This window comes from Oxalobacteraceae bacterium OTU3CAMAD1, from assembly GCA_024123915.1.
Taxonomy (GTDB): Bacteria; Pseudomonadota; Gammaproteobacteria; order Burkholderiales; family Burkholderiaceae_D; genus Rugamonas.
The window spans coordinates 5,078,965-5,092,458 of record CP099650.1 but is presented as its reverse complement, the minus strand read 5'-3'; the positions used below and the strand labels follow the sequence as shown (position 1 = coordinate 5,092,458).

The 13,494-nt window shown below is 61.8% G+C and carries 15 protein-coding genes; 7 read left to right on the top strand and 8 right to left on the bottom strand.

What is annotated here, in order from left to right; genetic code table 11:
- Positions 1-77: 77 nt before the first annotated feature.
- The gene (locus tag NHH88_21570) at positions 78-1,370 is read right to left on the bottom strand and encodes a sigma-70 family RNA polymerase sigma factor (protein USX12275.1); all 1,293 of its coding nucleotides are present in this window, start codon (positions 1,368-1,370) and stop codon (positions 78-80) included.
- Between the two features lie 164 nt (positions 1,371-1,534).
- On the opposite strand from NHH88_21570, the gene NHH88_21565 reads away from it, so the two are divergent.
- Positions 1,535-2,497: an MBL fold metallo-hydrolase gene (locus NHH88_21565; protein USX12274.1), complete on the top strand. Its 963-nt coding sequence runs from the start codon at positions 1,535-1,537 to the stop codon at positions 2,495-2,497.
- Positions 2,498-2,513: 16 nt separating this feature from the next.
- On the opposite strand, the gene NHH88_21560 is transcribed toward NHH88_21565, so the two are convergent.
- Together NHH88_21560 and NHH88_21555 are read right to left on the bottom strand one after the other, a co-directional pair.
- The gene (locus NHH88_21560; protein ID USX12273.1) at positions 2,514-3,569 is read right to left on the bottom strand and encodes an alkene reductase; all 1,056 of its coding nucleotides are present in this window, start codon (positions 3,567-3,569) and stop codon (positions 2,514-2,516) included.
- Between the two features lie 10 nt (positions 3,570-3,579).
- Positions 3,580-3,870 (bottom strand): ArsR family transcriptional regulator, encoded by a 291-nt coding sequence (locus tag NHH88_21555; GenBank protein ID USX12272.1) that lies wholly within the window; start codon positions 3,868-3,870, stop codon positions 3,580-3,582.
- 175 nt (positions 3,871-4,045) lie between these two features.
- Between NHH88_21555 and NHH88_21550 the strand changes: the two genes are divergently transcribed.
- The gene (locus NHH88_21550) at positions 4,046-5,107 is read left to right on the top strand and encodes a hypothetical protein (GenBank protein USX12271.1); all 1,062 of its coding nucleotides are present in this window, start codon (positions 4,046-4,048) and stop codon (positions 5,105-5,107) included.
- 100 nt (positions 5,108-5,207) lie between these two features.
- Positions 5,208-5,699: a hypothetical protein gene (locus tag NHH88_21545; protein USX12270.1), complete on the top strand. Its 492-nt coding sequence runs from the start codon at positions 5,208-5,210 to the stop codon at positions 5,697-5,699.
- Positions 5,700-5,759: 60 nt separating this feature from the next.
- Here the strand turns inward: NHH88_21545 and NHH88_21540 are convergent, their stop codons facing one another.
- Both NHH88_21540 and NHH88_21535 read right to left on the bottom strand, forming a co-directional pair.
- On the bottom strand, positions 5,760-6,374 hold the full coding sequence (locus NHH88_21540; GenBank protein ID USX12269.1) for a transcriptional regulator: 615 nt from the start codon (positions 6,372-6,374) through the stop codon (positions 5,760-5,762).
- Between the two features lie 101 nt (positions 6,375-6,475).
- Positions 6,476-6,835, bottom strand: coding sequence for a DUF1304 domain-containing protein (locus NHH88_21535; protein USX12268.1), 360 nt, complete (start codon positions 6,833-6,835; stop codon positions 6,476-6,478).
- Positions 6,836-6,943: 108 nt separating this feature from the next.
- On the opposite strand from NHH88_21535, the gene sugE reads away from it, so the two are divergent.
- On the top strand, positions 6,944-7,261 hold the full coding sequence (sugE, locus tag NHH88_21530) for a quaternary ammonium compound efflux SMR transporter SugE (protein USX12267.1): 318 nt from the start codon (positions 6,944-6,946) through the stop codon (positions 7,259-7,261).
- 19 nt (positions 7,262-7,280) lie between these two features.
- Here the strand turns inward: sugE and NHH88_21525 are convergent, their stop codons facing one another.
- The 3 genes from NHH88_21525 to NHH88_21515 form a co-directional block, all read right to left on the bottom strand.
- A complete protein-coding gene (locus tag NHH88_21525; GenBank protein ID USX12266.1) occupies positions 7,281-8,240 on the bottom strand; it encodes a succinylglutamate desuccinylase/aspartoacylase family protein in 960 nt (319 codons plus the stop codon).
- A 64-nt stretch (positions 8,241-8,304) separates the two neighbouring features.
- Positions 8,305-8,679, bottom strand: coding sequence for a hypothetical protein (locus NHH88_21520; GenBank protein ID USX12265.1), 375 nt, complete (start codon positions 8,677-8,679; stop codon positions 8,305-8,307).
- Positions 8,676-11,945 (bottom strand): winged helix-turn-helix domain-containing protein, encoded by a 3,270-nt coding sequence (locus NHH88_21515; GenBank protein USX12264.1) that lies wholly within the window; start codon positions 11,943-11,945, stop codon positions 8,676-8,678. Before NHH88_21515 ends, NHH88_21520 begins: the two co-directional genes overlap by 4 nt.
- Positions 11,946-12,145: 200 nt before the next feature.
- Between NHH88_21515 and NHH88_21510 the strand changes: the two genes are divergently transcribed.
- The 3 genes from NHH88_21510 to NHH88_21500 are packed head-to-tail and all read left to right on the top strand — an operon-like array spanning position 12,146 to position 13,459.
- A complete protein-coding gene (locus NHH88_21510; GenBank protein USX12263.1) occupies positions 12,146-12,493 on the top strand; it encodes a hypothetical protein in 348 nt (115 codons plus the stop codon).
- A gap of 34 nt (positions 12,494-12,527) precedes the next feature.
- Complete coding sequence (locus tag NHH88_21505; GenBank protein USX12262.1) at positions 12,528-13,169, top strand: DUF1906 domain-containing protein; 642 nt, start codon at positions 12,528-12,530, stop codon at positions 13,167-13,169.
- Positions 13,169-13,459: a hypothetical protein gene (locus NHH88_21500; GenBank protein USX12261.1), complete on the top strand. Its 291-nt coding sequence runs from the start codon at positions 13,169-13,171 to the stop codon at positions 13,457-13,459. Before NHH88_21505 ends, NHH88_21500 begins: the two co-directional genes overlap by 1 nt.
- The last annotated feature ends 35 nt before the right edge of the window (positions 13,460-13,494 follow it).

Genomic DNA, 13,494 nt, shown 5'->3' with positions numbered 1-13,494 from the left:
GGTTGTTCCTCAAGTAAGTGAAAGTGGAGTGCTTACCTGATAGGTGCCGCGAGAAAGCGAATCGGGCAGAAAAAGTTTTATTTTCTTTCGACGGTGACCCAATACGCGGTGCGCGAACTGATGCGGACGGGCAGGGAGTTCGGCAGCATGGACAGGATCGCGCCGGTATCGGTGAGCGGAAATACTCCGGAAAAGCGCAGATCGGCCACTGCCGGATCGCAGCGCAGCACGCCGTGGCGGTGGCGGCCCAGTTCGGCCAGGAAATCGGCCAGGCGCATGTTGTCCGCGACGATGGCGCCCAGGGTCCAGGCGGCGCTGTCGGTGGAGGCCGGCGTTGGCGCTTCGATGTGGGTGGACGAGAACATCGTTTGCTCACCGGCGCGCAGCATCCGTGCGGCGCCCGGCGCGTCGGCGGGCGTGGCTTGCACGGCGCCTTTCTGTACGCTTACTTCGGTTTGGCCGGCATGCCGGCGCACGGTGAAGGCCGTCCCCAGCGCTTGCACGCGGCCGTCGGCCGTTTGTACTAGGAAGGGGCGTTCGACGCCGGCCTCGGCATGACCGGTCACGATCATGATCTCGCCGGCGACCAGCTTCAGCAACCGCCGCTTTTCGTCGAACTCGACGTTGACCGCGCTGGCGGTGTTGAGCATCAGGCGTGTGCCGTCCGACAAGGTCCACGCGCGGCGCTCGCCGACGCCGGTGTGCATGTCGGCGGCCAGCCGTTGGCAAGGTTCCGAACGGAAAGCCAGCGCGCCGGCCGCGCCGGCCATGCCGATGCCCAGCAGCAGCGCCATCGTCTTGCGCCGGTCGGTCGCCATCGGGGAGAGGGCGCGGTAGGCTGCGGCGCCATCCAGCTCCCGCAGCCGCGCGCTGACGTCCTCGAAGACCTGGCGGTTGGCGCGCGTCAGGTATTGCTTGACCGAGCTGGACGACACCCGCATGCGCGCGGCGATCTGGTCGTAGGTCAAGCCTTCGAGCTGCGCCAGCAAGAAAGCCTCCCTGACGGCGCGCGGCAGGCCATCCAGCGCGCGGTCGATGTCCTGCAGCGTCTCGATCGCCATCAGGCGCTGCTCGGGCGCGGGCACGTGGGCGTCGGGCAGGGCGGCGAGCGCTTCCAGATAGGCGTTCTCCAGCACATGGCGGCGGTGGCGGTGCGCCAGTAGGCGGCGGGCGATGGTGGCGAGGAAGGGGCGCGGTTCGCGGATGTCGCCCGCGTAGCCGGTCGTGATGACGTTGACGAAGGTATCCTGGGCCAGGTCGGAGGCCTCGCTGCTGTTGTTCAGCCTGCGCTGGAGCCACCCGCGCAGCCACGTGTGGTGATCATGGTAAAGAGTTTCGACGGGATGGGAGGTAAGCTGATCGACGGACACCGGCTACGTTTAAATGAGAATGATTATTATTCATCATATGCGAAGGCCTGTGTTTTGTCGATAGCTTTTTGGGTGCGGCGGGGCGGATTTGCCACGGGCCGGCACAAAATAGTGCATTTGAGGTATTGTAGCGTTCCTGATAATTCTCAAAAAAAAGGGCTCCCATGATCTCGACAACCTTGACCCAACGTGCCGCCATCGTCGTGGCCATCGCCGGCGCCTTCGCGGCAACGGCTGCCCATGCCGCCGCGCCGATGGCCAAGTTCCAGGCGCCGGGCTTTTATCGCACCACCTTGGGCGACTTCGAAGTGACCGTGCTGAACGACGGCACCCTGGACCTGCCGGTCAACAAGCTGCTCAAGCAGCCGCCCGCCAAGACCGACGCGGCGCTGGCCAAGGTGTTCGAGAAGAGCCCGATTCAAACCTCGGTCAACGGTTTCCTGATCAACACGGGCAGCAAGCTGGTCCTGATCGACGCGGGCGCCGCCAGCCTGTTCGGTCCGACGTTGGGGCAGTTGCTGGGCAACCTGAAGGCGTCCGGCTACAAACCGGAGCAGGTCGACGAGATCTACATCACGCACATGCACAGCGACCACGTCGGCGGTCTGGCGAGCAACGAGCAGCGCGTGTTCCCGAACGCCATCGTCCGCGCGGGCAAGCTCGACGCGGATTACTATTTGAGCCAGGCCAACCTGGACAAGGCGCCGCCGGAAGGCAAGGACAGTTTCCAGGGGCCGATGCTGTCGATCAATCCGTACGTCAAGGCCGGCAAGTTCCAGCCCATCGTCGCCAACACCGAGCTGGTGCCGGGGATTAAGTCGTACTTCAACGGCGGGCACACGGTGGGCCACATCACCTACGTGATTGAGAGCAAGGGGCAGAAGCTGGTGTTGCTGGGGGACTTGCTGCACGTGCAGGGCGTGCAGTTTGACGATCCGGGCGTGGGCATCCAGTTCGACACCGACAGCACGATCGCCATCGCCGAACGCAAGGAAGCGTTCGCGGCCGCCGCCAAAGGTGGATATTTGATCGGCGCCGCGCACCTGTCGTTCCCGGGACTGGGCCACGTGCGCGCGTATGGCAAGAGCTACCAGTACGTGCCAATCAATTACACTCAGCCGCGTTGATCAAATCCCACCGGGGTTAGGCCAGCGCGGGGTAGTCGGTGTAGCCGACGCCGTCCTTGCCGTAGAACGTCTCCGGCTTCCACTCGTTGAGCGGCGCTTCGGTTTGCAGGCGGCGCGGCAAATCCGGATTCGAGATGAAGGCCTTGCCGAAGGCGATGGCGTCGGCAGTGCCGGCGTCCAGCAACTTCTGCGCGGTCTGCTTGTCCATGCTTTCGTTGGCGATGTAGACGCCGCCGAATTCCTTCTTCAGCAACGGCCCCAGGCTGTCCTCGCCCACCGCTTCACGCGCGCAGATGAAGGCGATCTTGCGCTTGCCCAACTCGCGCGCGACGTAGCCGAACGTGGCCGCCGGATCGGAGTCGCCCATGTCGTGCGAATCGCGGCGCGGCGCCAGGTGCATGCCGACGCGGTCGGCGCCCCATACGTCGATGCAGGCGTCGGTCACTTCCAGCATCAGGCGCGCGCGGTTTTCGATCGAGCCGCCGTAGTTGTCGGTGCGCTGGTTGGTTTTGTCTTGCAGGAACTGGTCGAGCAGGTAGCCGTTGGCCCCGTGCACTTCCACGCCGTCGAAGCCGGCTTTCTTGGCGTTTTCCGCGCCTTTCTTGTAGGCGGCGACGATGCCGGCCAACTCTTCGGTCTCCAGCGCGCGCGGCACCGGGTAGGCGCGCATCGGACGCAGCAGGCTGACGTGGCCTTCGGCCGCGATCGCGCTTGGCGCCACCGGCGTGTCGCCGTTCAGCAGCTCCGGGTCGGAGATGCGGCCCACATGCCACAGCTGCGCGAAGATCAAGCCGCCGGCCTTGTGTACGGCCGCCGTCACTTCCTTCCAGCCTTCAACCTGCTCGTCGGACCACAAGCCCGGCGTGTCGGCGTAGCCCACGCCCTGCGGCGTGACCGAGGTCGCCTCGCTCAGGATCAGGCCGGCGCTGGCGCGCTGTTCGTAGTACTTGGCCATCAGCGCGTTCGGCACGCGGGCCCCGCCGATGGCGCGGGCGCGCGTCAACGGCGCCATGATGATGCGGTTTTTCAGCGTGAGGTCGCCAATGGTGATCGGGTCGAAGAGGTTAGCCATGTCGAATTTCCTATAGTGTCATTTGGTCGATGAAGGCCTGGATGGTTGCTTCATTGCGTTTAAAGTAGTTCCATTGCCCGACCCGGTGCGACGTGATCAGGCCGGCCTTGAGCAGAATGGACAAGTGCGCCGACACGGTCGATTGCGACAGCGCGGCGCGATGGTCAATCTGGCCCGCGCACACGCCGAACTTGTGCGGGTGCGCCTGCTCCGGGAAGTATTGCTCCGGGTCCTTCAGCCACGCCAGAATCTGGCGGCGCATCGGGTTGGCAAGGGCTTTGTGTATCGCGTCTATGTCCATCTGAGGTCTACCTGGGTCAACAATGAAATCGTCTTATGACGATATATGTATCGTGTTTTTCCGATTTCAATATCGGTATCTTACGATATAAGCGAAATTCGTGCTTGTGGCTGGCTTGCGGCCGAAAAATCCTTTATGTTACTGGAACATTGACCAAATTCTAACGGGGGGCTGTATGTCGAGTCATTATCTGGATGTGGCCATCGGCTTGTCGTACACCTTCCTGGCCGTCAGCCTGTTGTGCAGCGCGACGCGCGAGGCGATCGCCTCGCTGTTCCAGACGCGCGCCAAGGTGCTGCTCGACGGCGTGCTGACGATGCTGCACGAGCCCGCCGGCAAGCCCCGTTTGCGCGGCATTATCCCATCGATCAAGCGGCTGCTGCGCATCGACACCGGCTTCGGCCTCGACAAGCTAGGCGCCGGGTCGCTGACGGCCGCCGTCATGGAGCATCCGCTGATCCAGGGCATGGCGCAGCGGGGCCGCATGCCGTCGTACATTCCGTCGACCATCTTCGCGCGCGCCTTCGTGTCGACGCTGACGTCCAAATACGGCAAGACGCAGACGGCCGCGATGCTGCTGGCCCACGTCGGCAACGAGGGCCTGACCCGCACCTTGCTGGCGATCATGGGGGAGGGGCCGGACGATGTGGCGGCGCTGGAAAACGCCGTGCGCATCTGGTACGAAACGGTGATGGAGCGCATCACCGGCTGGTACAAGCGGCGTTCGCAGCTGGTGCTGTTTTGCGTCGGCCTGTTCTACGCCGCCTCGATGAACATCGACGCGATCGAACTGAGCAAGCGCCTCTGGGGGGACGACCAAATCGCGGCCCAGCTGGCGCAGCAGGGCGCCGACGGCGTCGCCAGCGGCCGCGTGAAGCCGCCGGCGCCGCCGGTCGCCGGCGCGCCGGCCGCCACGCCGCTGGAGCAGGCCGCCATCGCCAAAAAAGAATGGCAGATAGTGGAAAAGTTGCCGATCGGCTGGCCGTCGTCGCGCTTTGACGACGTCGCCGGCAAGGGCGTGGCCGCCTTCCTGGGCGCGCTGGCGTTCGCGTTGATGGGTTGGATCGTCACCGCCTTTGCCTCGTCGCTGGGCGCGCCGTTCTGGTTTGACGGCATCGGCTGGCTGCTGGCGCTGCGTGGCAGCGGCTCGCGGCCGCAGACCGAAACCACGCCGGTGGTGGTGCAGACCATCGCGTTGCCGAGCATGTCGGTCGTCAAGCCGCCGCTGGGCAGCTGACTTCCGGTTCACACCAATTTATATTGTTTTACTCGCGCCGCCCGATGCCGCGCGCCTAACATGGTCCTACCCCCCGATCCCCGCGACGAAGGAGTACACCATGTTCGGCCTGACCACACTCGGCGTTATTCATACACTCATCAGCCTGGTCGCCGTCGGCGCCGGCATCGTCGGCTTCGTCCGTGACAAGCGCATCGACCTCGGCAACGGCGCCGGCAAGACCTATCTGGTCACGACGATCCTGACCTGCCTGACCGGCTTCGGCATCTTCCAGCACGGCGGATTCGGCAAGCCGCACGCGCTCGGCGTGATCACCTTGCTGGTGCTGGCCGTGGCGTGGAAGGTTGCCGCCAAACCGGCGCTGCAGACGGTGCTGCTGTCGCTGACATTCTTCTTCCACATGATTCCCGCCGTGACCGAGACCTTGACCCGCGTGCCGATGGGCGCGCCGATCCTGCCCAACGCCGAGGCGCCCGAGCTCCAGGTCATCACCGGCGTGATGTTCGTGCTGTTCGTTATCGGCGCGACCTTGCAGGTGCGCCGGTTGAACCAACTGGCCCGCAAGCCGATCGTCAGAGCGGCGGCTGCCTGAAGATGACGCGGGGGGCGGATGTCTCTCAAGCCCGCATGGACTGGCAGTAATGAGAGGATGTCATCGCCGCCGCCGCACGTTATGGTCTCGGCGACGGCGAGTTTTTCGGTCGTCGGCGACCGGGGCGATGTCCGCAAAGTAGATGCGCGTGCCGAAGATCGGCGCCAGCGCATCAGCTACCATCAGTGCGACTCCGGTCTCGCCCATGCCGCCTGCACCGACGATGGTGACGCACTGATGCTCGTGGCAGAGCGTCGTCAATTGTTTGAGTGTTGGGTCGCCTCCGACAATGTCGCGTGGAAGCTTCAGGTTACGCGGCGCCATGGCTGCGTGGGTGGAACGGGTGACCGGCGCGACGAAACTGTAGCCCCGGCCGACGACGTTCTCGATATACCGAAGGCCGTCCTGGCCGCCGGACAGCGCCTTGCGCAAAGTGCCGATATGCACGCGCAGATTGTTTTCCTCGACGACCGTGCTGGGCCAGACGCGGGCGATCAGGTCTTCCTTGCTGACGACTTCCCCGGCCCGCTCGACCAAGGCCAACAATAGGTCAAAGGCCCGCCCGTTCAGCGGAACCGGCCGGCCGTCTTTGATCAGGGTGCGATGGGATGGCGCCAGCCGGTAGGGGCCGAACGCCAGCGCCGGTTCGATCGGCGTACAACTGGTCTGTTGCATAAGCGTCTCCCGGTGCAGGTGTCCAACGATTGTTTCATGGTTGTGTATGAAATGACAATCTGCATTTGGAGGGAGCTTCTTTTGCCGAGGGCGGGGCGGACTCAGGCCGCGAAATGCAGCGCCAAAGCGATCACCGCCGGCAGCGTCTGGATCAGCAGGATGCTGCGCTTGACCGTCAGGCCGCCCCACACGCCGGCCACCGCTACGCAGCACAGGCCGAACACCGTGAAAGCCGACGCGATTGCCGGGTTCGGATGGACGAAGCCGATCACCAGCGCGGCGACCAGAAAACCGTTGTAGCACCCTTGATTGGACATGGCCGGCCGCACGATGTCGGCTTTTTCCTTGCTCAGGCCGAAGACCTTGCGTCCCCGCGACTCGAACAGCGCCGTCTCCAGCAGGACGATATAGATGTGTATCAGTGCCACGACGGCGGTGACGATCTGGGCCAGTAAAAGCATGGTCGCTCCTTTTTTTAGTTGAGCGCTGATTATCCCCGAGGCAAGACCTGCGTGGGCATAATTTTGTTGCAACTGTTATAGTTTCGGCTCACCCGAACTGGAGTAGCAATGACCTGGATCATCCTCATCATCGCCGGCCTGCTGGAAGTCACTTGGGCGGTCGGACTCAAATACACGCACGGCTTCACCAAGCTGATGCCGACCTTGTGGACCTTGACCGCGATGCTGGGCAGCATAGGCATGCTGGGTCTGGCGCTGCGCACGCTGCCGCTGGGCACGGCCTACGCGATCTGGACCGGCATCGGCACGGTCGGCACCGTCATCTACGGCATCGTCGCGCTCAACGAGCCGGCCAGCGCCGTGCGACTGGCGTGCATCGCCATGATCGTCGGCGGCATCATCGGCCTCAAGCTCACCACCACCTGAGTCTTACCGCGCGCCGGCGTCAGAAGGTTGGGTTGGCGCGGGTGAGGTAGTACCACTCGCTGTTGGCGCCGGCCGCGCTGTCGGGGAAGAGGATGCGGCCGTCGAACTCGGCCAGCACCGGCGTGCCGTCGGCGCGCGTGCCGATCTGCTCGTCCTTGCGGACCGGATCGAAGCTCGACCAGGCGCGGGTGAAGGTATCGTCCGCGCTGACCTTGTCATAGACGGCGACCATGCTCAGCGCCTCCATCGCCTCGTCCGCGATGGGCTGTGGGGAGGGCGCGTCGATCAGGCCGAGGAAGGCCAACGTATTCATGATGGCGCGGTAGCCGACTTCGGGCGCTTGCGGATCGGTGTGTTCGCCGCATTCGAGCGTCAGTGCATAGCCGCCGGTGCTGCGCATGTATTCGGTGGTGCCCATGCCGTAGCGCAGGACGGTTTCCAGTTGGCTGTCGCCGCGCAGGCGGCGTTGCACGCCGGCGCCGTAGCTGCGCAGCCAGCCGTCGACGAAGCGGCGCACGCCGAGCCGGCGCGCCATCGCGCGTTCCTGTTGTTCGTGTTGGAAGGGTTCGAGCGGGCCGTCGTTGTTGCGCGGGCCGACCATGACGAAGGGTTCGCCGGAGGCCTTGAACGAGTGCAGGTCGAGCAGCACGTCGTGGCGGGCGAGGAGGGGGCACAGCCAGTTGGCGACGCGGTCCTCGAAATCCTGCGGGTGTTCGTTGGGGAAGAGATTGCGGTTCAGATTGCGGTCGCCGAAGCGTTCGCCTTTGGCGTAGGCCAGCGGGTTGGCGATTGGGACGAAGCTGACGGCGCCGTTGCGGATGACGAGGGCGCCGCTGTCGAGCTCCCTCATCACGCGCTGGATGGCCTTGGTGCCGCAGGTCTCGTTGCCGTGGACGGCGCCGGTGACGATCAGGCGCGTGCCGGGGTGTTGGCCGCCGTATTCAACGGACTTGAACTGCAATTGTTGGGTAAGGGTCATGCGGTATTTATACCAGCTAAGGTCTGCCGACGCTATTCTACTTGCGCCGGCAGGAATAAAATGTTTAGGCTGGTGGACGGTTGCTAATCTGCGGATCGTGACTGAATACGATCTCTGGCTTGAGCCGGTCCTGGAATTTGAGAGTGATATTCATGTTCATCTTTTCTGTGTTTGCGTCACTGAACGTCAGCAATTTTCCGCTGACGCTGACGCTGGCGGTGCTGAGTTGATTGTTGCTCTCCGGAATAACGGACATGCCCGTAAAGATAATGTCGTACCCATCCGTGTCGAAAATCTGGTAGTTGACGACCGTGTCTGTTTCAGTGATCACTGGCACAGCTGGCGCCGTCACAACGTCGTAACTACCTGGGGTGATCGCACTAGGCTTGACAAACACCAGAATGTTGACGAACGAAGTAGATGCTGGAAATGTAGTCATGAGGTCGCTTTCTTTGCTGGGTGGGTGGATAAATACTTCAGGTAGTTCACGTCGCGATAGGACATCGTCTCGAGTTGCTTTTTGACGGTTTTTACTTGATCGTTTTGGTTGAGGCACGCATGAGCTTTAACCCAAGGGGCGAGTAGTTGGAAGTCCGAGCTTCCCGGGATAGACCGAATCAGTATTGCGCGTACGCTCTCGCAATGTTCCGTCCCATCTGATTCGTTTTGCAGGGAGCGCAGATCGGCAGCGAGCAGCAGGGCGTCAATCCTTGCATCCCGGATAGTGATGTCCGTCGGAGATGTTGAGCTGAGTCGTGTTAGCGTATTGAGGGCAGGCTGCAAGCTTTGCGAAGCGAGCATCAACTGGGCTTGTTGCATCAGTAGCGCCGCTTTTCTTTGATTTAGTTTCGCTATCATTATTTGCAGGTTGACGGATTTGGGCTCAAGATTGCTCATTTGGGCAACAACTTGCTGCAGCTTATCCAGCCGATTTAATAATTGGACTGGCTTTTGTTCGTCGTCCGTGTCAATGACGCGCAGTTCAGCAACATGCATTTTGCGGCGCCAATCGAGATTGCCCGGGTCTTTTTCGACCATTTTTTGTGACAACGAAAATGCGATTTGTGCATCTTTAAAACTGCCACTTAGATCGCCGCGCGCTTGTTTCAGCTCGGACTGGCGCGACCATACGCCGGCCAGTTGTTCAATCCACAATGTATCTTCTGGATGGGTTTTATGCAGCGGTTCCAATATGGCCAGGGCACGGTGGTAAAGGGACTCTGATTGAACAAGTTGCCCTAATCGCAATTGGGCGCTGGCTTGCCAGGAAAGACTATCTGCCAAGTCTGCCGCTAGTTGCTTTTCATCGGGCGTGATGGCGTAGGCGCGCGTTTTGAGCGCGACCGACAACGCAAACTCGCTCGCCGCGCTTCGGGTATCGCCACGCTGCAACGCCAGGGTACCCAAGCTGTTATGCGCATAGGATTGCTCTATCCAGGCGCTGACGTCGTCGGGATACGCTTCCGATTGGCGGTTTGCATAGGCCAAATACTCGTCGAAATATCGCCGCGCTTCCGGCCATTCTTTTTGTTCATAATGAATCTGTCCTAGCCAAAAGGCGTTTTCTCCAGCACTTTTTAGCAAGGCGGCGTCTATGGGCTTCGCGTGGAGCTGTTGCTGCAGAATCTGACGTCCCGCTAACAGGGCGGTCTTCGCGCCGGCTGGATCGGAGCGCGCGATCCGCACTTCGGAAATCAGCTGCAGTGATTTTGCGCGCTGCGCCAGCGCCGCCTCGCTATCGCCGACGCGCGATGAATCGGATAGATACGACAGAGCGCGACCACTGACACTGTCGAGCAAGTCCAGCTTTCCTAGCGGGCGCAGTTTCTCAACAAATTCGCCCAGCATATAACCCATAAGCCCCTCGGCTTCGGTCCTGTGCGTTTCTGCCTGGGTTTGCGCCGAGCGCGCTGCTAGGCCGAGACCAACGGCCAACACTGCCAGCGTCGCCATTGCAAACGTGATTCCTAGCCGCAGCCGTTCGCCATGGCGGACGCCCACCAGCGAGGCTTGGACGAAATCCTGTTCTTGTTGGGTGAAGCTGAATCCGGTTGTTTTTATTAATTGACGCGCCTGATTTGCCTGGGTTCCGGACGGCAGCAGCATGTCGCGCTTGCGGCCGCTGTCCTGCCAGCGCCTAGCTTGCGCGCTGATCCGGCTACGCGTTTGCAACGCTTGGCGGTGCTCGTCGACCCAGGCGACCACGCGCGGCCAGCGGCGCAGCAGGGCCTCGTGGGCGATACCGAAGGCGGGAGCTCCGCCGTGCAGATCGCTGACGAAAAGGTGGGCGTCGACCAGTGCTTGCACTAACTTGGTCTCATCGTCGCTGCTCAATGATGACCACAATACGCGGCGGGAGGTGACGGTCGATTCGTCCTCGGCCACGAGTACCAGCCGCGACAAGAGCTGGGGCAGGGCGGCGATCTGGGATGCACCTAATTCGGAAATTACTTGCTCGGCGCGCGCACCGATGGCGCCTTCCAGGCCGCCCATATCGCGGTAGGCCTGATGGCTCAACTCCCCATCGGGACTGCGCTGGCGATACAGTTCTTGTAGACAGTATTGCAACAACGGTAATGTGTCCGGTCCGGCCTTGGCGGCGTTGATCAGCAGTTCGTCCAGACTCTCGCCATGCCCGTCGACCGTGTAGCGCAACTGCGCGACCTGCGCCGGATGGCGGATGATCTGGGCGATATCGGCGCTGCCGGGCGGTGTCAGGTCGAAGTGGCCGCCGCGCAGTTTCATGCTCATCAGCGCGGGGTAGGCCGTCAAATGCGGGTAGAAATCGTTGCGGCAAGCCAGAACCAACAGCACGCAGCCGGAGCGCGCCAGCTGATCCAGCACGTTGATGAAGACGGCTCGCTCCTGCTCACTAATATGTGGCAGGCGGAAGATCGCTTCGAAACGGTCGATGAATACCGCCAGCCGTATCGTCGGCAGCCGTTTTTGCAACTGTTCGATCAAACCCGGCAAATCCTGCGCCATATATTGCGCGAGGGTGGCGGCGCTGGTGTTTTCAAACAGCAGGCGGTCGTCGATTTCCGCGTCGAGCAACACGCTGGCGAGCGTTTCCAGCAGGCCAGACTGCCCCATGTCGGCGCAATCGAGCTGCACATGGTCGCTGATCGCCAGCCCGGACTCCGCCGGCGCGGCGCCCGCCTTGAGCGCGGGAATGAGTCCGGCCTGGACCAGGGATGTCTTGCCGGCGCCCGACGGTCCGAGCACCAGCACCATCGAGCAAGCCGCCTGGACCTGCGCCACCACCACCTGCACCAACTGGTCAACGCTGAGCTTGCGGCCGAAGAAAATGGCCGCGTGTTGTTCCTCGAAAGCTTCCAGCCCCCGGAACGGGGAGGCGTGCAACCAACTGCCGTTGCTGACGTCGTCGTCGTAGCTGAGTTCGGCTAATAGGCGGTAGCCACGCTTACGAATAGTTTCGATATAGCGCGGTTCGGCGACCGAATCGTCGAGCGCCCGGCGCAGCTGGGTGATGATTTTGTGAACCGCGTTGTCGCTGGCCGGCGTGTCGCCCCAGCAGGCGTCGAGCAGTGTGTCGGCGGAGATGACGTCGTGTGGATGCGCGCAGAAATGTAACAAAACATCCATCGCGCGAGGCTCCAGCTGCCGGCTGAGCACACCGAAACTGAGTGTATTGGTGGCCGGATCGACGCGCCATTGACCAAAACGGAAGCTTTTACGATTCACACTAACCTTCTTCACCCATGAATAAAAACTTTGAAATCAAAGAGTTAGCAATCTGAAGGTTTCCAGAAGGCCATTTGTGTAGCTAATGGGTACAGTTACTTCAAATCTGTACCTTTAGTGAATATTAACATTAGGCTGGGGAAACTATTAAACATTCTGCTCTCACTGTTGTGTCTTCGCGCGGTCGGTACGCCGGCGCCTTGGCGGCACCCCATGCGAACGATGTTCGCGCCGAGCTGCGCCGTATCGCGGTCAGCCGCACCTTTGCAACGTCGCATCGTTGCTGCGCTCTGCTGGATCACCTGATTCGCGAATCGGATAACCAAAAGTATCAAATAGACGCCGGAACGGTCGCGCCGGCCAGCCGTCCAAGGTCGGGCTCCAGCCTTGGAATGGATCTGGCCGCCGCAGTCCAACTGGCGCGTCTGCGCAACAGGCTGAGCGACTATTACGCGGTCGAGGGGCGGCAAAATCCCCTGCGCATCCGGGTCCCGGACCAGGGTTATCAGGTAAGCATCGAGATCGCTGAACCAGCCCAAAGCATATGAACTTAGACATCACCCTGCACCCAATGGAGGTCCCATGGTTGTTTTAACCGGCGTGAAAGCCCCGTTCGAGCTGACACAGCATGCGATACCAATTAAGCAACAAGGAATCGATTTCGCGATTCGCTACTACAGCCACCACGCCGGCAAGAACTTGTCGCTGGCCGAGGCCAGGGCGCTGACCGATGCCGGCATCCAGATTGGCGTGGTCTGGGAGACTGTCGGCGCTCATCTGCATTCGTTCAGCCGCGCTCAGGGCTTGGCGGACGGCGCCGCCGCGTATCTGATGGCACAGGCGGCCATTACGCAGCCGTCGGGTTCGGCCATCTACTTCGAGATCGACTGCCATCCCACCGCCGAGGATATCGCCGGTCCGATCACGCGCTACTTCGAAGGCGTCAATCAAGCGTTCAACGCGGCGAGGCCGGGTGAGTCGCGTTATCAGATTGGCATCTACGGGTCCGCCGCCAGTTGCCAAGCCATCGTCGCCAGCGGCTTGGCGTCGCTTAGCTGGCTCTCGCCCTCGGAGGATGAGGCGGTGGTGGGAGCGGGCTACGTCGGCTACAACCTCCGGCAACTGTCGCCGAGCGTATTGCCCGTCGATGACGGCAAGAAAATCCATGTCGATCTGACCCGTAGCAATGACGGCTTGCCAACCGGTTTATTCAGGGTGCTGTAGTGCCAACCATTCAATTTACCGAAGTGCCCACGCTCAAGACCGTCAAGCCGTCGAAGACCGTCTTCCTGAACAATACCGGGCAGGACGTGGTGCTCAAGTTCGTCACCGCGCCGGATCTGGTGCTGCCGGCGTACACCATCAGCACCCGCATCAGCGCGGCGATCGATTGCATTTGCCTGGGCGCGACCAATTATTATTCTACGCACAGCCAGAACTACGCGATCGCCGAGGATTGCACCGCCGTGCTGACCCTGGCCGATCAGACGCTGGTAATGGTGATCTCGCCCTGACTTTGGGAAAACGGCGCGCCGCTGTAAGATGCGGG